Below are 24787 nucleotides of genomic sequence, written 5' to 3'. Positions count from 1 at the left end.
TTAAGTTACAAAAACAAGGCTCAAACCCTTATTCTCTCGTGAAGCCCCTGGGTCGAAAAGAGAAAAGTTCATCTTTCGCAACATTGACAAGCCCACCCCTGATCAGACCACAATGATGCGACGGGTCAAGGTTGCCTCAACAGATCACCCCCCAACCTTCCCCATCCCCTACAAGCCGGAGGCCGTTATGAATACTAGCGTCAGCATACTCGCAGAAATCCCTGAAGACCTACATCAATCGCTCAAGAGTTATCTCGATAGTCATCCTGATTGGGATCAAGACCGCATCTTTGCGGCGGCGTTATCTCTGTTTTTGCTGCAAAATGGCGACAGCAGCACGCCGGAAGCGTCTCAAAATTACCGCCGGGCGGCCCGTGTGTATTTGGAAACTCTGTTTCAAAATCCCGATTAACGGAGAATAAAGCACCAGGACATCGCTTGATAGCTGGGGTTTGATAGATCCTTCAAGTTTGATGTTTAGTCTTAATGTTTGGTCTTAATGTTTGGATAGAAAAAAGGCGGGTTATGCCCGCCTTTTGCTTAGGGAAATCGATTCAAGAACTTCCCTGTCTTATTCGGTTGTCGCTGGTTTTGCCTCTACGCGGGCTTCGCTTGACTATCGTTTTTGTTCTGGAGGAGGCGAATCACAGAGCTTTTTTCTAGGAGTCCTAGAACGATTCCGTTTTCCCCAATAACAGGAAGTTCGGAGAGTTTTTGGTTTTCGAGCAGGGTGACGACTTCGAGCAAGGATTGGTTGGATTCGACGGTTTGCACATCGACGCTTTCCATCAACTCAGAGACTTGGACATCATTCCAGTCAGAGGTGGGAACTTGACGCATGGCTTCGACGGATAGGGCGCCGATGAGTTTCTGGTTCTCGTCGGTGACGAGGTATTTGCGCCAGTTGCGACGACCGATGACGTAGTTGTTGGCGAACTCTCGCAGGGAGAGGTTGGCGGGAATGACGGGACTATCAGGAGTGACAGCATCGCCAGCGGTTAGGCCATCGAGTTTTTCTTGGATTTGTGCCGATTGGGCGGAGGTTCCGGCGTTTTGCAGGAGGAACCAGCCAATGAGGACGTTCCAGAAGTTGAAGCCGGCGTTGAAGAAGATGGGAATGACACCCGAGGCGATCGCCAACCAACCAATGACTTGGCCGACGCGGCTGGCAATCACGGTTCCTTTATAGGGGTTCCCGGTGACTTTCCAGACGGCTGATTTCAGGATGTTACCGCCGTCGAGGGGGAGTCCGGGAATCAGGTTGAACAGGGCCAAAATCAGGTTAATCGTGGCCAACAATCCCAGAATCGCCGCTAAGGGGGCTGAGAGGGGGACGGTTTGCACGATCGCCGTGAACAGACCGAACAGACCTAGACTGACCAAGGGACCGGCGATGGCGACCCAGAACGACTCTCCGGGAGTCTCGGACTCTCGCCCTAAGCTGGCTAAGCCACCAAAGAGAAACAGGGTGATGGATTTGACTTCAATCCCTTGGCTTTGGGCGACGAAGCTATGGCCCAATTCATGGGCAAGGACGGAGGAAAATAGCAGCAGGGCCGCCACTAATCCTAAAATCCAGGGCAGAATGACACCGAGTTCTGGAAATTGACTGGCGAGTCCGCCGCCGTAGCTGAAGGTCACGAGGGCTAGGACGAGGAACCAGGATGCGTTGAGATAGAAGGGGATTCCGAAAAGGTTTCCGACGCGGAACGAGCCGTTCATAGAGGGGTCTCCTGAATGCAACTGGGGTAGAGCGAGACTCGAACCGTCGAAACATACTGTCGAAATACAAGGAACGTTATGGGGGACGTTCGCCAGTCGAGCAAAGGATGATTACTGTCGGGCTTGTGGCGATGAATGGTGCTACAAACCGGGTTTGACGAGCCGAGTCGCTGTGAACTTGTTTCTATTGTAACGTTTTGTTAAATTGCGATCGCCCTTAAGGGGTCGCGTTGCCCGCCCCTAACAGTACGGTCTTTCACACTGTTGACGCCAACTGTCGATGCACACCGTTGATCGGTTGAGCGGGGGAGAATGTCAATAGGGTATCTCTAGGGTGTCTCTAGGGTATCTCTATCGATTCGATGTCCATATTCTACGGGGCGATCGCTCTAAACCACATCCTCCGAGGGACAGAACTGGTAAAATACGGTTTCATTCCGCAGAATGGGTCGAAATCCCTCAAAGGAGCTAGTTAAGGTTTCACTGGCTCCCAAGACCAAATATCCTTGGGGTTTAATCACTTCTGCCACCTGATGCAATAAATGGGTTCGCTCAGGAACCTCAAAATAAATCAAGAGATTTCGCAACAACACCACATCCATTTTTGGCAGAGGTGGAAGCGGTTGACGCAAATCAATGCGGCGAAACTGAACCATGAGGCGAATTTCATCACAGACCACCCAATCATTGCCCTGGCGACGAAAGTAACGTTCTCGTAAACGTGGGGGAAGACGGCGTTTGACTTCTAAGTCACTATAGATCCCGGAGCGAGCTTGACGTAGTACGTCGTCGGAGATGTCGCTGGCGAGGATTTGTAGAGTCCAATGATGAACCATCAGCGGAAAGGCATCATAGAGCAGTATGGCCAGGCTGTAGGCTTCTTGACCCCGAGAACAGGCCGCTGACCAGATGTTGAGTTGTCGTTGTTGGTAGTGACGACGCAGCAGTTCAGGAAAAATTTGTTTACGGAGGCCCTCAAAAACTTGAAAATCACGGAAAAACGAGGTTTCAGAGGGAATCTGGGACATCCGATTCATTAAAGTCATACTCAGACGGTGGGTTCAGTCGCGGTAGAGTCTCCCTGATCGGCGTACCATAGGTGAACCATGCCGTCGCTAGGGCCACGGTCAAGGCTGGAACCCACCACAAATTTAACACCCCAGCCCAGAGCCAAAACCGCAGCCGCAGTCGCCACAGGACTCCCCAATGTTGACGATTGTTGAGGGCTGGGTGACGTTTGGCACTATACCAATGTTGTTTACGGTGAACTCGACCATGACAGCGGCGACAGAGGGGAACGACATCCCAGCCGGGGACTTCTCGCCCGGCTATTTTGCCTCGGATGTCTCGATAGCGTAGGTGATGGACGGCTTCGGCTTTGTGGAAGGGGTTGAGGATACAGCGGTTGCGGCTAAAACGGCGGGTTCGTGTGGCAATGGTATGCCAGTTGCCACGGTAGCGGTTTTTGAAGGACTTTTGACGAGAGGCAGACATGAACGCAGAACGGATAGGTTGGGGATATCTTCCTAATAGTTAATCACTGTTGGCTCTCTTTTGTACAAGTCTTGGTTTCGGGTTTCGGGAAGACTCCTGCTGGTTAGAAGCGGGACTTAAGGAGTTGGCAAGATCGATGGTTTCTGGCTTACGACTGGGTATTCGGGTTTTTGGATTGTAATTTTTGTACAGTTTAATACCATTTTTCGAAATGCTTGCTAGACATCTGACACCGAGTAGGGCGAACGGCCGTCCCCTCCTGGGAGGGGTTGTGGGTTCCCCTATGGACATCTACGGCACGACTCCTGAAAATTGGTATGATGTCTTTTTTATGTCTTGTTTTAGTAATTATTAAAAAGTAAGGTTTATCTCTGAGGTTAATTTATTGAGTTCACCGTCAATATTATCAAGAAATTGTCAAGAAATTGTCAAGAAAATATAAGAAGGGGTTAAGGTGGGGGTATTCGTTTTATTGGCGTGCTAGACTGCTAGTAGGCTGGCGTTTGACCTTTATCTTTTAAGTCCAATGGATGTTCAACTAGACTTCTCAGATGTTACAGATTTGGCGGCGATTGGGACTCAATATGCCAGCCAGGGGTTGACTTTTTCTGACAATGCGATCGCCCTGTGGAGCCGTGAGAGCGGAGGACGAGGGAACTTCGCGGCGGCGGGAGGGCGCACCCTCATGACTTATAGCGGCGATGAGGCGATTCAGGTGGGGATTGCTGAGACTCTGCCGGCGATCGTTGCTGGACAACTGACGCTACGTTATACCTCTCCTCACCTAGACCATACGATTCAAGTTCTCGATGGGACTGGAGCGGTTATTGATAGTTTTGTTTTGCCAAAAACATCCCCCAATCTAGGTGTTGGCGGTGAGTTTGATCGCTTCCAAACCGTGACGGTTGAGTTTAACGGTGATGGGCGATCGCTGGCGATCGGCAGTTTCGCCAATCAGTTGGGAATTGACAGCTTTGACTTAAATCTGACCTTTGCAGAACCCGAACCTGAGCCGGAACCCGAACCTGAGCCGGAACCCGAACCTGAACCCGAACCTGAACCGGAACCCGAACCTGAACCGGAACCCGAACCCGAGCCGGAACCCGAACCCGAACCCGAGCCGGAACCCGAACCCGAGCCGGAACCCGAACCCGAACCCGAGCCGGAACCCGAACCTGAACCGGAACCCGAACCCGAGCCGGAACCCGAACCCGAGCCGGAACCCGAACCTGAGCCGGAACCCGAACCTGAGCCGGAACCTGAGCCGGAACCCGAACCTGAGCCAGTCAATCCCATCGCCGAAAACGACACCCTCACCTCTGACACCATCATTGGAACCGCCGGCGATGATACCCTCCGCTATAACTTTGGAAACCGTATTTTACTCAATGTTGAGGATTTGCTCGTCAATGACAGTGACCCCGAAGGAGGAGAACTCTCCATCCTCAGTTTTGAAGGGGGTGTTAATGGTGCGGTTTCCCAGGATGGCGATGAACTTATTTTCGTTGCCGATGATATCTTTGAAGAATTGGGTTCAGGACAATTTAACTACACCCTTGTCAGTGAAAGTGGCGGAACAGCGAGTGCTACGGCAAGCGTTCTCAGAACTCAACCGCAAGTGATTGATGGTCGCGGGGGAAATAATACTCTGATTCTCGATCAACAAGTTGCCGTTGATTTGGGTCAAGCGGGAGACCAAACCATCACGGATACAATTAGCGTTTTAGGCTTTAACAATGTCTTTGGCTCTCCAGACCTTGATACCCTGATTGGTAATCAGAATCCGAACCAACTATTCGGCAATGACGGTGATGATTTGCTCGTCGGCATTGACGGCGATAATACTCTCGTGGGGGGTGGGGGTACTAATACGCTCCGAGGGGGAAATGGTAACGACCTGATTATTGCTGGCCCTCAAGATATCGTCAGCGGTGGCAATGGTATTGATACCTTGATTATTGAGAGCGATGAAAATCTGTTTGTCACAATTGCGGGTGGGGTGGAAGTCCTGATTACTGGCAACGGGGATAATTTCATAGAAGGAAGCCCAGAAACAGACACCCTGATTTCAACGGGGGGTGATAACACGCTCTTTGGTAACGGCGGTGGCGACTTCTTCTTAGGCGGTCCAGGGGGCGATCTGATTGTTGGTGGTAGTGGTGCGGATAGTTTAGTGTTCAATAACCCCGGAGATGGGGTCGACAGGTTAAATAGTTCGTTTGAGAGTCAGGATGTGATTTTGGTTTCGGCTGCTGGCTTTGGCGGCGGTTTGACTCCTGGGGTGCTGCCCTCTGAGCAATTTACCTCTGGCGGCAGTGCTTCAACCCCAGAGCATCGGTTTATCTTCGAGCCGATCACCACCATCAACGGTGTTCTCTATTATGATCCTGACGGAAATGGCCCGCAACCGCAGGTCAGCATCCTCAACCTAAATGATGTGATTACCTCCGATATTAATGCGAGTTCAATTATCGTCTTCTAGTTGTCTGAGGCTGGGGGGTCAGGAAATGGGTCGGAAGGGGTTTGAGGTCGCATCTGTTGGTAGGCCACCCAGAAGACCCCCCCGCCCAAGAGAATTGTTAGAACAATCCCCAAAACGGTTTGCAGGGTGGCGTTGGGACGGCGGCGACGGCGAGCGGCTGCACCGGCAACGTCGGTGGCTTGGTCATATAACAAGGCTTTAGAGGCTTCGGAGAATTCGGACTCTAGGGGATCTTCGGGGGCCTCGGAATCGCTGTCAAAGGAGTCTAGGGGTTTAGGGGGGGGAGGGGAGACGCGACAGAGCATCATCACCACGGAGGTGTTGTCATGACCGTTCTGTTCGTTGGCCAGTTGAATCCAGGCCTGAACCGCCTCGTCTAAGGTACAGTCTCCGGCTAAGACGGCTGGGGCGACCTGTTGCCAGGATTTTTCAACCCAATCTTGGTCGCTGAGACCATCGGAACAAAGGAGTAAAATTCCATCTTCTTCGATGACAAATCGCTGGATTGACGGTTGTAGGAATTCACTATCTCGTGTTCCTAGGGCTTGGGTGAGCGCCCCAGCATCTAGGCGTTGTTGGGCTTCTCGGTAGAAACTGCGGCCAAATTCGACCTCTCGATGGGCCACGTCATCGTCAACGCTGAGTTGTTGGCAATAGTGGGGGGTGAGCCAGTAGGCGCGACTGTCGCCGATGTTGACGAGATACAATTCATGACTGTTGGCGCGGACGACACCGGCGTCGTTGCGCAGGCTTTGACCGAGTTGCCAGCCGAGGACGAGGGTGGTTCCCATGCGTTGCCGGGCTTGTCGCTCTTGGCTATCGTTTTGATGGGCAATGGTGTTGTTGGCGACGCGCACGATCGCCGCGAGTTGTTCGCGAACGAGTTTGGGGGGGAGAAGTTGGCGGTCTTGCTGGATGGATGTCCAGAGCTGGCGAACTTGTAGGGTTAGGGTGCGCACGGCGGTCTGGCTGGCCACTTCGCCGCCATCGTGACCGCCGACGCCGTCACAGAGAATGGCTAAATCCCGAATGTAGCGATCGCGGTGGTTGAGGTCGGTGAGGGTGGGATAACAGGCATCTTCGTTGTGCGATCGCAGAGGACCGGGATCGCTGGCCCCGCTAATTTCTAGGGATAAGGGCCGTTCTGCGGCCAGTTCGAGGAGGAGTTGATTGAGGCTTGCTTCGATGTGGGTTAGTGGTTCGCCTTCACGCATCCGCTGACACAGTTGGCTCAGGGGTTGGGCTACGATCGCCGAGGAGGAACTAATCCAGTTGGCCCAGTGATAGCCGAGGTCGGTCAGTTGATGGCCGGTGTTGCCGCTGTGGAGTTGCAACAGCCACAGTCGCCAACCTTGAACTCGCAAGTTTTCGGGGTTGAGGAGACTGGCGGCGACTCCTTGTTCGTCGAGGATGGGCCACAGTTGCAGACTTTGCCAGAGCCAATAGACTTGACGGACGGCGGGGGCGGTTGACCAAGCCTCTCGCAGGCTGGGATAGAGCTGTCCGTCGGGGCTGATGGGGGCGTTGTCTAAGAGGAGTATTTCGCGGTCTGGCTGGCTCTCTGAGGCGGCTTGTCTGTAAATTCCGTAAATTTGGGGTACATGGAGCCGCTGACGCACTAGGCGCAGATAGGGGAGATGGGTGAGGGTAATGTCTTCGGGGAAGTCGGGGGCGCGATCGGAGTGGCGATCGCACCAGATTTGGGGACCGATGACGTCGTAGCGATCGCCGAGGGTCTCTCCTACGGGAATTTGAGCAGCGAACTCTCCCACGGCCCAGAGGTACTGGGGTGGGGGGCGATCGGGGGGGTCAATGCGGTTAACAAATTCGCGAAACAGCACGGCTGTCTATCCTATGATGAGGCTGAAATGGAGGCGTTCGGGGTAATGAGTCTGCTGATGAATCAGTTTCAGTATAGAGCCTGTCTCGCTGCAAACGACAGGTTCCCAACATGAGCGCTAACATTAGCGAGGGCAAAACTTCCCAGTCTTAAATTCCTTGCCTATGATAGAGGGGGATGGCGGTTCCGTTCTTCCTCCCTTGTTCGATCATGACCTGATCTATAGATTCACCTAATATCGATGGACACGTTTACCTTACTCTGGCTTGGACTCGGGGTGCTATTTTGCCTGATGGAGTTGTTTCTACCGACGGCGTTTGTGGAACTGGCGATGGGGCTGGCTTCGTTTGCTGTGGCGTTACTGTCTTTGGTTATTCCAAAGTTACCGATTCAGATTTTCTTCTGGATGGTCTTCGCTTTGGTGTTCCTATTTTCCCTGAAACGGTTTGTTCCTAAAAAGGATTCCTATCTTTTGGCTGAAGCCACGGAAGCGCAAACCTTAACGAGTATTGAGCCGGGCAAGACGGGGCGTGTCCTCTTTGAAGGGAATTCTTGGCAAGCTCGTTGTGAGGGAGATTTTTCGATTCCGGCAGACTCGAAAGCTCTCGTGGTCGGCCGTCAAGGAAATACGCTTCTGGTGTTACCTGAAGATTTTCAGAACCAAACTTAAGTCTGTTTATTGTTCAGGATTTACCGCTGGTCAATACTCAGGTGTAAGGGGTTTTGGGACATCGTTTAGAGTACAAGTTAGAAAACACGTTAGGAGACAGTTATGGAAGCTTTATGGACATTTATTATTGTGGTTGTTTTGGGCGGATCAGTCGCAAATAGCTCCGTCAAGATTGTCAATCAAGGAAATGAGGTTTTGGTTGAAAGGTTAGGGAAATATAGTGGTAAGAAGCTTGGACCGGGCTTGAATTTTATCATCCCTTTTCTGGACAAGGTTGTGTTTAAGGAAACGATTCGAGAGAAAGTTCTCGATATTCCGGCTCAACCTTGCATCACCTGCGACAACGTGGCGATTTCCGTCGATGCGGTGGTCTATTGGCGCATTATGGACATGGAGAAAGCCTATTATAAGGTTGAGGATTTGCGAAATGCGATGCAGAATTTGGTGTTAACTCAGATTCGCTCGGAAATGGGGAAACTGGAGTTGGACCAAACTTTCACGGCGCGGTCAGAAATCAATGAATTGCTGTTGCGGGAGTTGGATATTTCCACGGATCCCTGGGGGGTGAAGGTGACGCGGGTGGAACTGCGGGATATTATCCCCTCGAAGGCGGTTCAGGATTCGATGGAGTTACAGATGTCGGCGGAACGGCGCAAACGGGCGGCGGTGTTGACCTCGGAAGGGGAACGGGAGTCGGCGGTGAACTCGGCTCGAGGACGAGCGGAGGCGCAAGTGTTGGAGGCTGAAGCCAGTCAGCGGGCGGAAATTTTGCGGGCTGAGGCGGAAAAACAGGCGATTTTGCTTAAGGCTGAGGCGCACCGTCAGGAACGGGTGTTGAAGGCTCAAGCGACGGCTGAGGCGATGCAGACGTTGGCGAAGACGTTAAAGGTGCATCCGAAAATGGCGGAGTCGCTTCAGTTTTTGCTGGCGCAACAGTATCTGGAAATGGGGGCTGAGATTGGGACGAGTGAAAGTAGTAAGGTGATGTTTATGGACCCTCGTAGTATTCCGGCGACGCTGGAGGGGATGAAGTCGATTTTGAGTCAGGAGGAGTTGGAGGCTGAAGAGTTGACTATTGATAATTGATGATTAGCAATTAACAAAACCGGGAGATCATTTGATCTCCCGGTTTTGTTGTTTATGATTTAAAAGATGGCGTGGATTGATGGATGTGATTACATCAAGCCGATTTGAGAAAGAATCCCTTGTCCGGTCAGAACTTCGGTGGCGATTCCGATGACGAAGCCAAGCATGGCTAGGCGACCGTTCCAGGTTTCTGCGAATTGGGTGAAGCCGAGTTTGCTTTGTTGGTTTTCCATGATAGGTATCTCCTTGAGTGAGGTTAGCAGTTAAACGGAATATCGGTGTTTGAGGCGATTACATTAAACCGATTTGAGAGAGAATCCCTTGTCCGGTCAGAACTTCGGTGGCGATTCCGATGACGAAACCTAGCATGGCTAGGCGACCGTTCCAGGTTTCTGCGAATTGAGTAAAGCCGAGTTTCGTGTCTTGGTTTTCCATGATGAGTATCTCCTTGCCTTGGCTGCTTCTTTTCAAAAGTTAACACAACTAGCGAGGAGTTGCAACGTTTTATTAAAAAAAGTTGACAACAAGGTGATGTATTATACAAATCTTTGTTGTCAAGTCAAGATGATAGAGAAAAAACCGTCCTTAGGTAGAGGTTTTGGGGGTCGGTTGGTGGAGTTTAGGTGGCGATCGCCCCAAACTGGACGCCTCGCCGTTGTAGCCACTGACGATAGGCGATGGAGGCGCGATCGCTCGGGAGATGTCCCTCTTGGGAGAGAGTGAGGGGGAGGCGTTTGGGGTGTTGGGACTCGACGATGGGAATATCTTGGCGGACGACGCGATCTTGGAAGCCATGCAGTTCGGCTTGGGGAATGTCTGAACCGTAGTTCATGGCGATCCACATCCAACCGATGGCCAGTTCGGGTTCTAGGGGACAGATGGCGAAGAAGATGGTGAGGCGGCGATCGCCTGAGAGTTTCTCGAACCAGGCGCTGAGGGGGGTCGGCGCGTGATAGTTATAGGTGACCGTGGCCCCTTCGGCGGTTCCGTCGGGGTTGGGTTGCCAAATTTGCACATCTTTAATAGATAATCCCTGGTCATCCCAGTGAACTTGATATTCGGGAACGTCCGTGTGGCTGCGATCGCCGAGTAGGCCATCGTGAACAAAGGGGAAGTGGGAGACATCGAGGAAGTTTTCCATCACCCGCAGGGGACTTGAGCGAACGCGATAGGCGCCACAGAGGAATTTACGATAGTTGAGGTCACTCCATTGGGGGAAAACGGGAATATGTCTCGGATCGGCTTCAGGATTGAGGGATAGCCAGACTAAGCCATAGCGAAGTTCGGCGGGATAGGCGCCAAGAGAGAGTTGGGGGGAGGGGGTCCAACCCGGTACAGCGGGAACCTCAACACAGGTTCCTTGGCTATTGAAGACGAGTCCATGATAGGGACAGCGCAGTCCTCCGTCTTCGATGGTTCCTCCGGAGAGACGAGCGCCACGATGGGGACAGCGATCGTCCCAGGCCAGGATGCGATCGCCGCAACGCCAGATCACGAAGTCCCGTTCGAGGAGTTTAACGGAACGGACTGTGCCGGGTTCGATGGCTTCGGCGACGGGATGCCAATCTCGATGAAGCATGATAATGGAAGCGATAGGTTAGGTCAATGCTGATCATCATAAACGGTTGAGTCGAAGCGGTTAGAGGGATATCGGTTAAGGCAATGGTGTAGAGGGTTGGCCGATGATTCATGGTTTAAAATCGAGTTGCGGCCTGTAAAATATCCAAGTTGGCTTGGGTATCATCTGGCTTTACTCAATTAACCGTTAAGATAATAACGTTAAACCAAATCTAGTCATGACTACGACTCTCACTCAACTCTCTTGTTTTGATATCGCCGAGTACTTTATTGCTTTAGCCAATGAGAAAGGCTCGTTCTTAAGCAACTTAAAACTACAAAAATTGGTTTATTATGCTCAAGCGTGGCATTTGGCGCTGTATGGCAAACCTCTGTTTGAGGATGATTTTCAGGCTTGGATTCATGGGCCAGTGATTCCTAGACTCTATGAAGAATATAAACCTTTTGGCTGGCAACCCATTGTCAAAGAGGCTGATCCTAAGCTTCCCCAGGAAGTGGTATTATTTTTAGATGAGGTTGCTGATGAGTATTTTGCCTGTGATGGATATGAACTCGAACGCATGACTCATCTGGAAGATCCCTGGCAAAAAGCGCGAGTGAATTTAGAGCCAGATACTGCTTCTGATGCGGTAATTCAGAAACAATGGATGCAGGAGTATTACGGAAGACGTGTCCAAGAAAATCAAGAAAACTAAGGTTCCTCAGACCTCTTCCCGGATTCGACCTACTCCAACTCATCCTAGTCTGATTTGTTTTTCGTTTCGCTACTATCAGGAGAATCACCCAAAGTTCCGAGTCCAGGATAACCCAGCTACCTATTGGTTAACTCTCCTGAATCGTTTGAAAGCTTTATCTGGCTTGTCGGTGCAAGAAGTCTTAAGAAATCGAAGTAGTAGCCTCAAATGTCATCCGATCAAATGGGAAGACACAAGCGAAGATGGATTTGGTTTGCCCAATGAAGACCAGTTAGTGGATACCCCTTACCAGTTTTCCCTCTCATCAAATGAACATGGTCGAGTTCATGGTTTTTTTATTGATGATGTCTTTTATATTGTTTGGTTAGATCCACAGCATCAACTCTATTCGGGATAGGGAAATCCCCCTAGGTATGAAATTGATGATAATTGGCGTGGGAGAGTCCATCTGACAAGGTAAAAGACCGCTGACTGTAGTAAAATAAAGTTTAAGTCAGATTGGTTCTGTGAAGTGAGGGATTGAGTGATGCTTGCTGATGTTCTAATGCTAGTTGCTGGTGCGGGGTTGGGGGAAATTACCGGTGAAGTCCGCCAATGGGCGCAGAAGAAGGCGGGTGAAGGAAATTAAGCTGAAGTTTTCAGGACTTTTTATTTAATAAGAGGACGGTAAAAAAATGGGAATATCTTTACGGAATATTGAACTGGCGATCGCCGATAATTTCTGGGAAAAGTTATATGGAGACGATGAGAATGAGAACTGGCTTTATGCCACAGGGCGACGAGTTTCATAAACAATTTTTAGACAATCCTCCAGGTCATCACCCAACCCAGTTCCGGCGTGTCTGAGTAGGGAGCGACCGGAAGCGAGACGAAAGGGAACGGGGTTGTCTGGAGACGGGGATTGGGGTGGGCCAGAAAGAACAGTCATCCGCACTTTGCATCCTGCTAAGGCATCGGAATAGCTGATAATTTTTTCCCAATCCCCCTCAATTTCTAGCCGTTTTGCTGTCATTGAATGTCCTGCTCAATATTGCGCTTAAATTTATTATAGAGAGATCAGCCCACCCCAGCCTCTCTAACCCGCCAACGCCGAACAACCGAACCCCCCAGTCTCGGGAAACCCTCCCTTGGGGTCACGGGCCGAAACCGCCTATCCTGGAGAGAAGACGATTCACCATTAACGTAATCCACTATGACAGCTACCCAAGTCTCTGCCCGGGAACTCTTCCGCAGCGCCTACGAAAATCGCTATACCTGGGATGCGAACTTCCCCGGCTACACAGCGGATGTCACCTATGAGAACGGCGATACCGTCGTCACCGGGAAAGCCAAAGTCGGCGCCGATATGAAAGCCGAAGTTCACGATGTCGAGGATGAGACGGTTCAGAAAGCCATTCATGGCCAACTCTGGGAAACCGCCATCCACCGCGTGCGTCGTGAGTTTGAGTCGGTTCATGGCGATAATACCTTTAGCTATGGCGATCGCGACGACAGCGGCGCCGTTGGTATCAATATCGGTGGAAAAGGCGAGGGCGATCGCTACCAACTGCGCGACAATGAAGTCTGCATGGTTCACCGCCATATTCACGGCGTTGTCGTCACCATCCATACCCAAAGCAGCCACGACACCGGCGCAGGCTATCTCTCCCATCGCTACGATTCCGTCTATCACGATCCCAAAACCGGGGAACAGAAAGGCGCGAAAAGTGACTTTGAGGATGAATACACCCAAGTCGGCGATTACTGGATTCTCAGCAAGCGCACCATCCATAGTGCGGATAGTGATACGCCGGAAGTCTTTACCTTTAGCAACATTCAACTGCTAAACGCCTAACCTCCCATTTCCGCTGGCGTTGGATTGGCGTTGGATGAGGGTGAGGTGCAACGTTACCCTCATCCAACCTCCATCAAGGGCAGAGAGTCTCGTATAATGGTGGCGTCTGTTCAGCCTAGAAGCGGGAGATTCTCATGGTGGCCTCCAACAATCGTGTTGTTCTCAAATTAGACGGCGATTTGGATGGTCAAGGCTTTAAAGTTTTTTTAGAGATTGGTGTCGATGGCCAACTTCCTCAGATTGAAGTGATGGGCTATCTTCCCGCAAACCCGCAACTGGCGCAACAGGTGCGTCACCATTGGCGCGATCGCTACCGTACCATTGGCGCACCCTATATCCGCTCCCCTGAGTCATCTGAGACGGATACAGACGCAGAAATCCCCTATCGCATTAAACCCAAGAAAAGTTTTGCCAGTCACCACGAAACACGCTTCGTCGCCTGTCAAACTTCCGCCCGACAACTGGCGCAAAACTTTCGCCAATGGCTGGCGTCACCGGAGTTTTATCGCTTAGATTTATGTTTGCGAGAAGAGTTAGCGAAAGATGAGGAAATTGAACTCTTAATTCGTTGCGATGATGGGGATATCAAGAAACTTCCCTGGCATTTATGGAGTTTTTGCCAACGGTATTCTCGCACGGAAGTGTCCTTTGGCTCCCTGGTGGCGACCCGAGTTAAAACCTCGCAGCCAAAGCCGAAATCTCAGGTGAAGATTCTGGCGATTTTGGGTCATGGTGATAATATTGATACGAGCTGCGATCGCCAATTCTTAACCCATCTCCCCCACGCTAACGTTGAGTTTCTCGTGGAACCCAAACGCCAAGAGATTAACGCTAAACTTTGGCAAGACTCCTGGGATATTATTTTCTTCGCTGGCCATAGTCAAACCATTGGCGACACCGGCAAAATTTACCTCAATCCTCAAGAAAGCCTCGAAATTGCTGATTTAAGCTATGGTTTCCAAGAAGCGGTCAAACGAGGGTTAACCCTAGCAATTTTTAACTCCTGTGATGGCTTAGGCTTAGTGCAGAAAATCGAAGATTGGCAAATTCCCATTGCGATTGTCATGCGGGAATTAGTCCCCGATCGCGTGGCCCAACAATTCTTAACCTCTTTTCTCGCTCAATTTTCCCAGGGGGATTCCTTCCGCACCTCCGTACGACGGGCCAGAGAACAGTTACAGGGGTTAGAAGGAGAGTTTCCCTGCGCCAGTTGGCTACCGATTATTTATCAGAATTGCCTCGATTTACGCCTGACTTGGCAGAGCTTTCTCACCCCAGTTGCAACGGAAGTATTTGCCAAAATACCGGAAGTTCAACCTGCCATTACAAGCGATTTAGCTGATATAAAAAACAGTGATAATCAGACAAATAATCAGACAAATTTCTTGGGGAATTGGTTGAAAGAAAATCCGATCAAGCTCGGAATTTTAATCGCGAGTTTGATGTTAGGACAAGTTTGGGGATTGCCAAGTTTAGCCAACTACTTCAATCAGCAAGGACAAGCTGAAATCGAAACCCCATCAGACGTTGAACGTCCTTGGGTTCGCGCCAAACGTTGGTTTCAACTGGCGTTATGGTTCGATCGCAATCACCCGGCGGCCCATGTTAACCTCGGGAATATGTACGATGATTTGGGTCAGGTTGACAAAGCCAAACATCATTACACTCGTTCCTATCATCGTCTCAATGCAGTTGGTTGTAATAACCTCAGTCGCCTGTATATTAGACAAGGGCAACCTGAGCGAGCAAGCATAACTTTAATGCAATGTCAACGGCTGCTAAAAACAAATCAACCCTGGACTGAATATTCAATTGCCAAAAATCAAGGCTGGGCCGCTTTAGAACAGCAGTCTTACCGCTTAGCGCGTCATTATTTAGACACTGCAATTGATTTAGAACCCAATGAGGGTGCGGCTCACTGTTTAATGGCACAACTTCCCGATTTAGAGGAGTCTCAATTTGCGATTCATGCCGAGATTTGTATCGATAACGTCCGTGATACGCTACCTGAAGAAGTCCAATGGAAGGCGAGGGTTCAAGACCAATTAGATGCACGAGGAGTTAAGCCTTAACCAAGGGTCTTCAGAATATAGGGTGGAATTTGTTGCCTGGGATATAAAATTGTAGGGGAACCCACCCCTACCCCTCCCAGGAGGGGATTTTTTGCCCCTACAGCAACGGAGATAATCCGTCATGAATTCTCCTTATTACTCTGAACCCAGAAGACCCTTAAAAACGATAATGTTGTACAGACTAATTGCGTTTTCAACCTGTTTTAGCTTAGCCTGGCTGACTCTCAGCAGTCAACTCTCATCTCAAGCCGGCGAAATACTCGGCTCATTTCCGCAACTCAGGCTCGCCGAAACAGGGGAGTCTCGCGAAGATGATGAGGAGAATGGACAACGGACACCTCCCTGTGATCCCGGAGGCTGTCCTCGTCCTCTGATGAACCGCAATATCCCACATCTGATCACCCCTCGCAACAGCTTTGTGGCCGGCGATCGCCTCCTGATACGCTGGTATCAACCCGATGGAATTGATCGCTATACCGTCACCCTGCGTCGTCGTCGGGATGGTGCGATGTGGACAGAAACCGTGTCGGGAGATTCTTTTGTCTATGAGGGAGACTTTTTAGAACCCGAAACATGGGTGGTGGTGACGGTTGACGCTCACAATGGAGAACAAGAGGGATCGTCCCAGTTTTCGGTCTTGAGTCAGGAGGAACAAAACCAGTTACATCAACAACGTTCTGAGCAAATCTCCCCGGATTTAACGCCGCTGGAAGCACTATTTATCGAAGTTGAGTTGTATGAGCAGTTTCAAGCGATCGCCAATAGTATTGACCGACTTTATCAGGCGATCGCCACCTCACCGGAGCATCCAGATCTCTACTGTCGTCTCGCCTCCCTCTATGAAACTCATTATCCCGAATTAGAACCTCTCAATTTAGCGGACAACTTACAAGAACAAGCTGCACAACGCGGCGCAACTTGTGATTCTCGTTGATGTTTGGGTCTTCAGGATATACGGTGTTATTTGTTGCATTGAATACAAAATTGTAGGGGAACCCACCCCTAGCCCCTCCCAGGAGGGGAAAATTTTTCGCCCCTACTAATTCCAATGGCCAATCAAAACAAATGGCGCCCAGAAATAAGGACGAGTATAATTTGGTCCCAAATCGCCGCGAATCATGGCCATTTGAGCCTGACGTAGAGCTTGAGCTTTGTTAACTTGAACCTCCCGATTCTGGAAACTCTTTAAACCTTGATAAAACTGTTCCATCATCCAAGCCGTGGAGTAGTCATCGACGGCCCAAAAACTACCAATAATTGTCCGGACCCCGGCTCGCGCCGCAATTCCCGCCATTCCTAACACGGCGCGATCGCTTTCCTGAGCCGTTTGACACGCACTCAGCACTAATAAATCGAGATCATGACGTCGAGTGGGATCTTTGACATTAAGAATATCCGCCAGTTGACTCATCTTGAGAGGACGATCTGCTAAAATAAACGTATCTTCGGCAAAATTGCTAAACCGTCCATGAGTTGCAATATGCACAATGGGATAGTTCAAGGACTGGATTTCTTGCTCTAAGCGATCTACGGTAAACTCTTCAGCAAATAGCGTTTTTGTTTCGACCAAATCGCTAATTTGAGTTAACTCGTGTTCCACAAACTTGAGGTTGATATTCGCAAATTCCTCTAGTCGGAGAGCGCGAAATTCTGGCTGGCTCTCAATCTGATCGAGGAGACTATCAAAGGTTTCTCGTCCAGCGGCGATGACTTCAATATCTTGAATGCGTAATCCTCGCGGTTCAAGAAGTTCTAAACTCGGAGAAATGGCGATAGGATAGTTTTCAATTAAATACGCTTGACCATCATAGAGCGCCGCCATCGGAATTTTACGAATTTTGCCAGATAAAACAAAGGCGAGTTGTTTCGGGTTGATTTGGGCTAAGTCATCTTCAATGGGGCTAATTAAAGCATGATAGAGGCGAGTTAACAAGGCTTTATCATTAAACCCACTGATTAGACTCAGTTGAACTGAATCTAAAAAGGTGTCAATATCCTCCGAGAAAGATACTGGGTACCGTTTGAGGGTCTGATCTGGGGTTTCGAGGATAACTTCAAACTTGTTGGCAAAGGTGAGAATATAAATGACTGTTGTATCTGAATACTTGCCCAGTTCGTGCGATCGCACCTCCAGACAAGCCGCACCAAAAAAGTCATTAATTTCCGCGATTTGCAGAGCATCCATCACCTCAATGGCTCGGCGTAACTCCGACTGAGTCATCTGCTCTCGATCAAAGAGTGTCTTAGCATACTCTCGATAAATTGGCTCAATCTTTTCTCGAAAGGCAAAACGAAGATTGGGGTCTAAGGTGGTTAAATTAAATCGTAAGGCTTTCAAGCTCTCAAAAGCTCGTTGATAATCATCAAGGGAATCCAACCCCTGTTGTTCCCGTAGATGAGCCAGTTGCCAATTCCCGCGATAGAGTAGTTCATGACTCCCAGTGCGTTCGGCTAGAGCGATCGCCTGTTCCGTCTCTGCTTGAGCTTGGCGGAGATTCCCCAGAGACGCTTCTAAGCGCCCCAACGCGCCCCAAACATAGGCGGCCAGGCGATCGTCTCCCAACCCCTCAGCATCCGCTTGCGCCGCCTCTAAGAGCTGTCTAATCGCCGCTGCTGAGACATCCCAGGCCTGTAACGCCGTCTCCCCTGGGGGGCGATCGCAGCGCAACACCTGACAGGCTAACCCCACGCGGCCATAACCACGCTGACGGCTGAGAGGCTGCTGTTGCAGTTGTGAGGGAAGGCGAGTTAGGAACCCCTGCACCATCTCCTGGGCCTGGGAATCGGGGTTAGGATTGCTGGACGAGGCCAGATCCAAATCCACCAACAACGAGACTTGATTGAGTTGCGATCGCAGCCGCTGTTCGGCGGTTCCCGTCTCCGCCATCTGATAAGACTCCAGACTTTGACGGCGCGCCTCATCGAAACCCTCACGAAATATCCCCAGTTGCTGATAGCGACGAGCCTTCGCACCATAGAGATTACCCAAATCCAGAGCCAACTCCCGATCATCCCATCCCGGAAGCCGCTGCGATCGCCGCTGCGCCTCATCGAAGACCATTTCAGCGGCGGCTAAATTGCCCATAGCGGCTAGAGTATTACCAAACCCCTGTAACAGAGAAATCTCTAACCCTGGACTCCCATCGAGAGCCATCTCCCCCAACCAGCGGCGCATCCGTGGCTCTGATTGTCCCAACAACCCTTGACAAGAGGAAACTTGCTCTGAAGCGCTTTGTGAGGAGCGTTTTAGGGAGCCTTGTACTAGGGAAAGCAGGCGATCGCAGGCCCCGACCAAAAAGCCTAACTCTTGCAACGCCTGGGCCTGATTGAGAACCCCTCCCACGATTCCCGGCTCATAGTCCAATTGGCGATAATAGGTGGTGGCCCGGTGCCAACTCTCATCAGCGGCGGCGGCTTGACCACGAGCAAATTGCACCTGGCCGCGAGTGGTGAGAATGGCGGCTAACAGTCGTTGGTCAGGAGCCGCCAGGGGCGATCGCTCCCGTTCCGGTGCGACTAAGGCCCAACTGCGCTCAATGGCCGCCTCAGCGCCGGGCCAATCCCCCTGTTTTTGTTGCGTTAGCGACCGATAATTGTACGCCAGAGCGCGGTTACGCCGAGAAACCTCTGCCGACTCCAAAATGGGGGACAAGCTCTCTAAGGCGGCTTCATAGTCTTGGTTTTGATAGTGCGATCGCCACTGTTCAAAAACTGTGGGTGCAGAGACTGGGGTGGGAGTCCCCAATCCTGACTTTCCCAGGAGTAACACCAGCAGCAACGCCATGACCAGCCATTTCAAACTACGGCGAACTCTCACAAACTCGTTCCTCAGACTCGTTCCCTAGACCACAATTGGCGACAATCGGCTAACACCAAAATGAGTGTGCAACGTCGGTTTGCAACATGGGTTTGCAACACTTAAATCCCGATGATCTTACCCGAGTCCGGGGCGATCGCCTTCAATCTCCCGTAAACGCGCTTCGAGTTCGTGAAGACGAGCTTCGGCGGAGTCGGCTCGCTGACGTTGCTGTTCGGCTTCCTGACGGTGTTGTTCAGCTTCCTGACGGTGTTGTTCAGCTTGTTTAGCTAACTCCGTCGGGGTGAGAAACCGCTGGCCATCGGGACGATAAATGGTGAACTGGTCCGACTGGAGTTCAAAGCGAATCCCAAGCCGGGGACTGGTCCAGTCTTCGGGATGGTCAATCACCTCTAGGATTCCCGCCTCGTTGCGTCGCCAGCCATTGAAATCGAGGCGATCTGGGTCAAAGATATAATATTCTTCTACCCCGTGGCGATCGTAAAACTGTTGTTTCTTGGCCATTTCCTTGAGGCGATTTCCGGGAGATAGCACCTCAAACACGACTTGGGGTGCAATGTCGGCTTCTTCCCATTGCTTATAGGACCCGCGATCGCCTTTCGGTCGTCCAATGGCCACCATCACATCAGGAGCCTGACGCAGTTTATTATTGCCTTCCTGGGGATACCAAAGCAAATCCCCGGCTACGAAGACATCGGGGTTATCGTCGAAGAGAATCTCCAAATTCTCCTTAATCGTGACAATCCAACGAAACTGGCGTGTATTATCCGACATGGGATTCCCGTCGCAATCGGGGTAAATGACGGTTTTTGGCTGAGGTGTGGTTACCATGATTTTAACTCTCAATCGGTGATATCTGAGCAACAAACCCGTCCGGTTCTCACTGGTTGGCTCGGAAGGTCAACTCTCCAACAATTGCAACTTATAGAGACTGGCGTAGAGTCCATTTTGCTGCAACAGTTCCTCATGACTCCCTGATTCTACCAATTCGCCCCGTTTTAAGACCAGGATGCGATCGACATTACGAATCGTCGAGAGACGGTGAGCAATGATAATCGCGGTTCGGGTTTCTAAGAGTCGATCTAAAGCGTCTTGAATCCAGGCTTCAGTTTTGACATCTAAATTCGCCGTCGCTTCATCCAAAACCATGACTTTGGGATCGCGTATTGCAACTCGCGCAAAGGCCAGTAACTGTTTTTGTCCCCCCGAGAGATTGGTTCCTCGCTCCCGCAGTTGAGTGTCATAGCCTTGGGGGAGTTGTTCAATAAAGTCAGAGACATGGGTTTGTTCAGCGGCGTCTTTGATTTTCTCGAAGTCGTAGGTTTCTCCTAATGAGATATTACTTTTGACATCTCCGGCGAAGACAAAACCATCTTGAAGAATAACTCCTACATATTGGCGTAATTCCGCCTGGCGCAAGTCTCGCACATCAATACCGTCGATGAGAATGCGACCCTGTTGGGGTTCGTACAGACGACAGAGAAGACGAATCATCGAACTTTTACCAGCTCCCGTGGGACCGACGATCGCCACCTTTTCCCCCGGATGAATGGTGAAATTGAGATTGTGCAAAACATATTCATCGGGTTTGTAGCCAAAGCTGACATTCTCGAAGCGAATTTCTCCGCTATGACCCGGTTGGATGGAACGGGTATTCACCACCGCTGGATCTTCGATATCAATGGGTTGATCGAGAAGATCACTAATCCGTTCTACGGCGGTAAATCCGGATTGTAGGGAGGTAAATTTATCAGCAAATTGGCGCAGTGGATCGAAGAGTCGTTGTGCAAAGAGGACAAAGGAAGCCAACAATCCGAAGTTCATTGCGCCTCCGAGAACCTGCACCCCTCCGAGCCAGAGTACACCGGCGATCGCAATCAGGGAGACCCATTCTAGGGTTGCAGACACCGCTGAATCGTGAAAAATGGTGCGGTCAACGGCGCTAATATAGTCTTGGTTGATGCGGCGGAAGGCTTCAGCGTTATAGCGTTGACGGCGAAATAGTTGCACGATATTGATCCCAACGATATTTTCTTGAAAGTTGGAATTTAACCGCGATAATTCTTCACGAGCGCGATAGTTGGCTTTGCGAAATTGTTGTTGGAAGTAAATGACAATGGCGGCGGTAGGAATGAGCATCAACAGCAGCATTAGGGCCAGTTTCCACTGAACGCTGAACATCACCAGAAGTAGAACAACAATTGTGGCGAGATCGCTAAAAATACCGATGGCCCCGGTTGAGAAGACATCGCCTAATGCGTCCACGTCGCTGGTGAGGCGGGTGATGAGTCGTCCGACGGGGGTGTGATCGAAGAAACTCGATGAGAGGGAGGTGACGCGCTCAAATAGATCGTTGCGAATCTGCATCGTCATCCGCTGGCCCACTTTCTGCACCATAAATCCTTGGATACCATCGAGGGTGGAGCGAATGACCATCGTCAGGAAGAGTAATCCCACCAAGAGGGTGATTCCTTGGGAGAGGGTTAAGCCATCTAGGAAGAAATAGGTGGGTTCTCCGCGAATGAAGGAGATGGTTTGTCCGACGAGAATCGGTTGTACGGAACCGGCTAAGGACAGGGGAACCAGGAGGACTAGGACAATCCAGAGGAGTTTCTGACTGCGTTTGGCGTAGGGAGTCAGGCGCAGAAACAGCCGCCAGTCATTGGTTTTGGGTCTAGGGTTGGGACGATTGATCGGGGTTGCGGTCATGGGAGCGTTCTGGGGTAAGCGGATGTTAACGTTTCTTCATTATCGCGATCGCGCCCCCATTCGTGCAAATTTTGGCTATGAAGACTCAGAGATGTCGATAGTTCTTGCATATAGACGGAGATTTCCTAGATCGCCGCGATCGCTTGCTACAATAGCCCACAATGGACCCAATTCCTATCCCATCACAGGGTAATCGCCATGATTGCGGTGCGTCGTTCCTTTTGGATATTCGCCAGCTTCGGGGTTCTCCTCAGTTTAACCTTTGGTTGTCGCGCTCCCTGGACGGTACAACAAGGTCAAGTCAACCGATTACCCCCTCTCCCTCAACATCCACAAATTGAAGTTTACTTCAACCAAAACCCCGCCCAAGACTATCGTGATCCCTACCGCGATATTAACCGCAACGGCGACAACCTCGAACAACTCCTCATCGATAACATCGAGAACGCCCAAAACCGCATTGACATCGCCGTTCAGGAATTACGACTTCCGAAACTCGCCCAGGCCATCGCCCGCCAACATCAAGCCGGAGTCACCATTCGCCTGATCCTCGAACATGACTATAACCGCCCCTGGAGTGACTATAGCCCCGAGGAAATTCGCCAATTCGACGATCGCCAACGCGCCCGTTACGACGAAGCCAAACGCTTAATTGATCGCGACAACGACGGCGTGATGAGTCCCGAGGAAATCGCCGAAAATGACCCCCTCGTGATCCTACGCAACGCCCAAGTTCCCACCCTAGATGATACCGCTGATGGCTCCCGAGGCAGTGGCTTAATGCACCACAAATTTGTCCTGATTGATAACAACATCCTCGTCACGGGTTCGGCGAATTTTACCCTGTCAGGAATCCACGGCGATATGGGAGAAACCGCCAGTCGGGGAAATCCTAATCATCTCTTGCGCATCGAAAGTCCTGAATTGGTGAGTGTATTTCGCGAAGAGTTTAATTTTATGTGGGGTGGGGGTGGAGATGAGTCTCCCCAAAGTCGCTTTGGCTTGCAGAAACCGAACCGCCCGTTACGCAGTTTTACGGTGAATGATACCCTGGTTTCTGTTCAATTTTCCCCCACGTCTACGACGCTTCCCTGGGAGGAAAGTACCAATGGTGCGATCGCCACCGCCATTGACAGCGCCCAGGAAACGATTGATTTAGCCCTATTTGTGTTTTCTTCCCAACCCATCGCCGATCAACTCCTCCAACGCCATCAAACTGGGGTTGAAATTCGCGCTTTGATTGACCGAGGATTCGCCTTTCGCTATTATTCAGAAGGCTTAGATTTGTTGGGGGTTGCGTTAGCGGATTCTCAATGTCGCTATGAGGTGGATAATCAACCGTGGCGTTCAGCAATTTCAACGGTTGGGGTTCCGCAACTTCCTCCCGGTGATATCTTACATCATAAGTTTGGTTTAGTGGATGATTCTCTAGTGATTACGGGGTCTCACAACTGGTCAAAAGCCGCAAATACCAGTAATGATGAAGCCTTATTGATGATTCAAAATGAGACCGTCGCGGCTCATTTTCGCCGAGAATTTGACCGACTTTATGCGACAGCCGAGTTGGGACTTCCCCCACGAATTGTTCAACAGATCGAAGAACGAGAAGCTGAGTGTTCAGTCATAACAGATCGTAGCCGTGATATCCCGGAAGTTGTTAATTTAAATACCGCCACCTTAGAGGAGTTACAAACACTTCCCAGGATAGGCGAAGTTTTAGCGCAACGCATTGTTGATGCACGTCCATTTAGTCGCCTTGATGATGTCAGCCGTGTTCGAGGAATTGGTGAGAAAACGATTGAAGGTTGGGGCGATCGCGCCCAAGTTTCTAGTCATTAGTCAAAAATCTATAGGGTCAGCCATGACTAGCTCACCCCATAGATTATGTATTATGTATAAACTGATTTTTAGGGTTGAATCAGATGTTTTTGAGACTTGCGATATTTACTTAACTGATAGGAACGGCGTAGAGGTTGATAGATCAGCATGACCCCAACGGGAATTGCCGTAACCACCGTAACGACTGACCAAAGCGGTATAAAACTTTCCGGGCGTAATAGAGAGCCTAAACTAATGCCAAAAGCGACCGTTGATAGGGGAAGAGCGATCGCCGTCAAATCACCAAAGCCACGACGGTGCATAAAGCGGAATGTTTCCACAATTCCCCAGACCAGTAACGCCGGAATGGTGACAAACAGAACACCAATAATCATCATTAACACCAGGAACATTATGCCCCTCATCACCCAGTGAAGCATCATTCCTGATAGGGTGATGAGTTGTAAGACCAGCGTACTCAAAAGAATTGGCAGAATAACCAGCAACGCAATTGTGAACCAGAGTTTCTGATCTTCAAACAGATGCAAAGACCACCATGACTTATCCGGAGGATTTGGCCCTTGTAAGGGTCCGGCTTGAGATTGGACTAGGGATTGAGAGTCCACTTGAGTTTGGGAGCCTTGAGTTTGGGAGCCTTGACGCTGAACTTGAGTGGGTTGTCCCTCGGGTAACTCAGGAGAAGGAGCTGAATTCGCTTGTGTGTCCTTGGCCATAATGCAATATTCCCAGTAGTGACGACGATGCAACCGGTTGAGGAGTCCGCTCTCTAAAACTTACTCAAACTTAATCATTTGATGTTTAGTTCCTAGCTTGGATCTTCCGAGACCTTTCCATCACTAGGCTTACACGGTTGAACTCTCCGCGTTTTCCAAATTAATTGCCGCATTTAAATCACGATCTATGGAGACGTGACAGTTCGGACAGTCATACTGTCTTTTGTCCAGGGGCA

The 24787-nt window shown here is 50.5% G+C and carries 22 protein-coding genes; 10 read left to right on the top strand and 12 right to left on the bottom strand.

The features are described 5' to 3' along the window. Positions 1-187 precede the first annotated feature (187 nt). Complete coding sequence (locus R6U67_RS11505; RefSeq protein WP_068789697.1) at positions 188-412, top strand: DUF2811 domain-containing protein; 225 nt, start codon at positions 188-190, stop codon at positions 410-412. 185 nt (positions 413-597) lie between these two features. Here the strand turns inward: R6U67_RS11505 and R6U67_RS11500 are convergent, their stop codons facing one another. The 3 genes from R6U67_RS11500 to R6U67_RS11490 form a co-directional block, all read right to left on the bottom strand. After that, complete coding sequence (locus R6U67_RS11500; protein ID WP_410252678.1) at positions 598-1722, bottom strand: site-2 protease family protein; 1125 nt, start codon at positions 1720-1722, stop codon at positions 598-600. A gap of 389 nt (positions 1723-2111) precedes the next feature. Continuing rightward, positions 2112-2768 carry a CheR family methyltransferase gene (locus tag R6U67_RS11495; RefSeq protein ID WP_410252677.1) on the bottom strand — a complete coding sequence of 219 codons (657 nt, stop codon included), beginning with the start codon at positions 2766-2768 and terminating at the stop codon, positions 2112-2114. Next, on the bottom strand, positions 2731-3216 hold the full coding sequence (locus tag R6U67_RS11490; RefSeq protein ID WP_410252676.1) for a hypothetical protein: 486 nt from the start codon (positions 3214-3216) through the stop codon (positions 2731-2733). Before R6U67_RS11490 ends, R6U67_RS11495 begins: the two co-directional genes overlap by 38 nt. A 526-nt stretch (positions 3217-3742) precedes the next feature. On the opposite strand from R6U67_RS11490, the gene R6U67_RS11485 reads away from it, so the two are divergent. Continuing rightward, positions 3743-5698: a calcium-binding protein gene (locus R6U67_RS11485; protein ID WP_410252675.1), complete on the top strand. Its 1956-nt coding sequence runs from the start codon at positions 3743-3745 to the stop codon at positions 5696-5698. Here R6U67_RS11485 and R6U67_RS11480 read toward each other — a convergent pair. Continuing rightward, positions 5695-7539, bottom strand: a complete 1845-nt coding sequence (locus R6U67_RS11480) for a PP2C family protein-serine/threonine phosphatase (protein WP_410252674.1) — start codon at positions 7537-7539, stop codon at positions 5695-5697. The two genes, R6U67_RS11485 and R6U67_RS11480, sit on opposite strands and share 4 nt — an antisense overlap. A gap of 240 nt (positions 7540-7779) precedes the next feature. On the opposite strand from R6U67_RS11480, the gene R6U67_RS11475 reads away from it, so the two are divergent. Next, complete coding sequence (locus tag R6U67_RS11475; protein ID WP_410252673.1) at positions 7780-8208, top strand: NfeD family protein; 429 nt, start codon at positions 7780-7782, stop codon at positions 8206-8208. A 102-nt stretch (positions 8209-8310) separates the two neighbouring features. Further along, positions 8311-9294 (top strand): SPFH domain-containing protein, encoded by a 984-nt coding sequence (locus R6U67_RS11470; RefSeq protein WP_410252672.1) that lies wholly within the window; start codon positions 8311-8313, stop codon positions 9292-9294. An 89-nt stretch (positions 9295-9383) separates the two neighbouring features. Here R6U67_RS11470 and R6U67_RS11465 read toward each other — a convergent pair whose 3' ends face one another. From R6U67_RS11465 to R6U67_RS11455, 3 genes are all read right to left on the bottom strand, one after another. Continuing rightward, positions 9384-9527, bottom strand: a complete 144-nt coding sequence (locus R6U67_RS11465; RefSeq protein WP_410252671.1) for a chlorophyll a/b-binding protein — start codon at positions 9525-9527, stop codon at positions 9384-9386. 58 nt (positions 9528-9585) lie between these two features. Next, positions 9586-9729 (bottom strand): chlorophyll a/b-binding protein, encoded by a 144-nt coding sequence (locus tag R6U67_RS11460; RefSeq protein ID WP_087705175.1) that lies wholly within the window; start codon positions 9727-9729, stop codon positions 9586-9588. 184 nt (positions 9730-9913) lie between these two features. Next, complete coding sequence (locus R6U67_RS11455; RefSeq protein ID WP_410252670.1) at positions 9914-10873, bottom strand: Rieske 2Fe-2S domain-containing protein; 960 nt, start codon at positions 10871-10873, stop codon at positions 9914-9916. A gap of 217 nt (positions 10874-11090) precedes the next feature. Here R6U67_RS11455 and R6U67_RS11450 point away from each other — a divergent pair, with 217 nt between their 5' ends. The 5 genes from R6U67_RS11450 (at position 11091) to R6U67_RS11430 (ending at position 16407) form a co-directional block, all read left to right on the top strand. Further along, the gene (locus R6U67_RS11450) at positions 11091-11567 is read left to right on the top strand and encodes a Panacea domain-containing protein (RefSeq protein ID WP_170190712.1); all 477 of its coding nucleotides are present in this window, start codon (positions 11091-11093) and stop codon (positions 11565-11567) included. A gap of 145 nt (positions 11568-11712) precedes the next feature. Then, on the top strand, positions 11713-11964 hold the full coding sequence (locus R6U67_RS11445; protein ID WP_410252669.1) for a hypothetical protein: 252 nt from the start codon (positions 11713-11715) through the stop codon (positions 11962-11964). A 795-nt stretch (positions 11965-12759) separates the two neighbouring features. Further along, on the top strand, positions 12760-13401 hold the full coding sequence (locus R6U67_RS11440; protein ID WP_410252668.1) for a DUF3386 domain-containing protein: 642 nt from the start codon (positions 12760-12762) through the stop codon (positions 13399-13401). A 134-nt stretch (positions 13402-13535) separates the two neighbouring features. Then, a complete protein-coding gene (locus tag R6U67_RS11435; protein ID WP_410252667.1) occupies positions 13536-15473 on the top strand; it encodes a CHAT domain-containing tetratricopeptide repeat protein in 1938 nt (645 codons plus the stop codon). Positions 15474-15642: 169 nt separating this feature from the next. Next, positions 15643-16407: a hypothetical protein gene (locus R6U67_RS11430; RefSeq protein ID WP_410252666.1), complete on the top strand. Its 765-nt coding sequence runs from the start codon at positions 15643-15645 to the stop codon at positions 16405-16407. Between the two features lie 105 nt (positions 16408-16512). Here the strand turns inward: R6U67_RS11430 and R6U67_RS11425 are convergent, their stop codons facing one another. The 3 genes from R6U67_RS11425 to R6U67_RS11415 form a co-directional block, all read right to left on the bottom strand. After that, positions 16513-19290: a CHAT domain-containing protein gene (locus R6U67_RS11425; protein WP_410252665.1), complete on the bottom strand. Its 2778-nt coding sequence runs from the start codon at positions 19288-19290 to the stop codon at positions 16513-16515. 117 nt (positions 19291-19407) lie between these two features. Beyond that, positions 19408-20121, bottom strand: a complete 714-nt coding sequence (locus tag R6U67_RS11420; RefSeq protein WP_410252663.1) for a Uma2 family endonuclease — start codon at positions 20119-20121, stop codon at positions 19408-19410. A gap of 69 nt (positions 20122-20190) precedes the next feature. Then, on the bottom strand, positions 20191-21999 hold the full coding sequence (locus tag R6U67_RS11415) for an ABC transporter ATP-binding protein (RefSeq protein WP_410252662.1): 1809 nt from the start codon (positions 21997-21999) through the stop codon (positions 20191-20193). 198 nt (positions 22000-22197) lie between these two features. Between R6U67_RS11415 and R6U67_RS11410 the strand changes: the two genes are divergently transcribed. Continuing rightward, positions 22198-23838, top strand: coding sequence for a phospholipase D-like domain-containing protein (locus R6U67_RS11410; protein WP_410252661.1), 1641 nt, complete (start codon positions 22198-22200; stop codon positions 23836-23838). A 68-nt stretch (positions 23839-23906) separates the two neighbouring features. Here the strand turns inward: R6U67_RS11410 and R6U67_RS11405 are convergent, their stop codons facing one another. Then, positions 23907-24551, bottom strand: coding sequence for a hypothetical protein (locus tag R6U67_RS11405; protein WP_410252660.1), 645 nt, complete (start codon positions 24549-24551; stop codon positions 23907-23909). A gap of 129 nt (positions 24552-24680) precedes the next feature. Then, positions 24681-24782, bottom strand: a complete 102-nt coding sequence (locus tag R6U67_RS11400; protein WP_410252681.1) for a zinc ribbon domain-containing protein — start codon at positions 24780-24782, stop codon at positions 24681-24683. Between the last annotated feature and the right edge of the window lie 5 nt (positions 24783-24787).

This window comes from Sodalinema sp. (assembly GCF_046483825.1).
Lineage (GTDB): Bacteria > Cyanobacteriota > Cyanobacteriia > Cyanobacteriales > Geitlerinemataceae > Sodalinema.
The sequence above is the reverse complement of the archived record's forward strand: the minus strand, read 5'-3'. Positions and strand labels throughout refer to the sequence as shown.

Bases quoted from the DNA above. Each gene is read 5' to 3' on its own strand.
- R6U67_RS11505 (WP_068789697.1), top strand. From the start codon at position 188: ATGAATACTAGCGTCAGCATACTCGCAGAAATCCCTGAAGACCTACAT.
- R6U67_RS11500 (WP_410252678.1), bottom strand. From the start codon at position 1,722: ATGAACGGCTCGTTCCGCGTCGGAAACCTTTTCGGAATCCCCTTCTAT.
- R6U67_RS11495 (WP_410252677.1), bottom strand. From the start codon at position 2,768: ATGACTTTAATGAATCGGATGTCCCAGATTCCCTCTGAAACCTCGTTT.
- R6U67_RS11490 (WP_410252676.1), bottom strand. From the start codon at position 3,216: ATGTCTGCCTCTCGTCAAAAGTCCTTCAAAAACCGCTACCGTGGCAAC.
- R6U67_RS11485 (WP_410252675.1), top strand. From the start codon at position 3,743: ATGGATGTTCAACTAGACTTCTCAGATGTTACAGATTTGGCGGCGATT.
- R6U67_RS11475 (WP_410252673.1), top strand. From the start codon at position 7,780: ATGGACACGTTTACCTTACTCTGGCTTGGACTCGGGGTGCTATTTTGC.
- R6U67_RS11470 (WP_410252672.1), top strand. From the start codon at position 8,311: ATGGAAGCTTTATGGACATTTATTATTGTGGTTGTTTTGGGCGGATCA.
- R6U67_RS11465 (WP_410252671.1), bottom strand. From the start codon at position 9,527: ATGGAAAACCAACAAAGCAAACTCGGCTTCACCCAATTCGCAGAAACC.
- R6U67_RS11460 (WP_087705175.1), bottom strand. From the start codon at position 9,729: ATGGAAAACCAAGACACGAAACTCGGCTTTACTCAATTCGCAGAAACC.
- R6U67_RS11455 (WP_410252670.1), bottom strand. From the start codon at position 10,873: ATGCTTCATCGAGATTGGCATCCCGTCGCCGAAGCCATCGAACCCGGC.
- R6U67_RS11450 (WP_170190712.1), top strand. From the start codon at position 11,091: ATGACTACGACTCTCACTCAACTCTCTTGTTTTGATATCGCCGAGTAC.
- R6U67_RS11440 (WP_410252668.1), top strand. From the start codon at position 12,760: ATGACAGCTACCCAAGTCTCTGCCCGGGAACTCTTCCGCAGCGCCTAC.
- R6U67_RS11435 (WP_410252667.1), top strand. From the start codon at position 13,536: ATGGTGGCCTCCAACAATCGTGTTGTTCTCAAATTAGACGGCGATTTG.
- R6U67_RS11430 (WP_410252666.1), top strand. From the start codon at position 15,643: ATGTTGTACAGACTAATTGCGTTTTCAACCTGTTTTAGCTTAGCCTGG.
- R6U67_RS11420 (WP_410252663.1), bottom strand. From the start codon at position 20,121: ATGGTAACCACACCTCAGCCAAAAACCGTCATTTACCCCGATTGCGAC.
- R6U67_RS11415 (WP_410252662.1), bottom strand. From the start codon at position 21,999: ATGACCGCAACCCCGATCAATCGTCCCAACCCTAGACCCAAAACCAAT.
- R6U67_RS11410 (WP_410252661.1), top strand. From the start codon at position 22,198: ATGATTGCGGTGCGTCGTTCCTTTTGGATATTCGCCAGCTTCGGGGTT.
- R6U67_RS11405 (WP_410252660.1), bottom strand. From the start codon at position 24,551: ATGGCCAAGGACACACAAGCGAATTCAGCTCCTTCTCCTGAGTTACCC.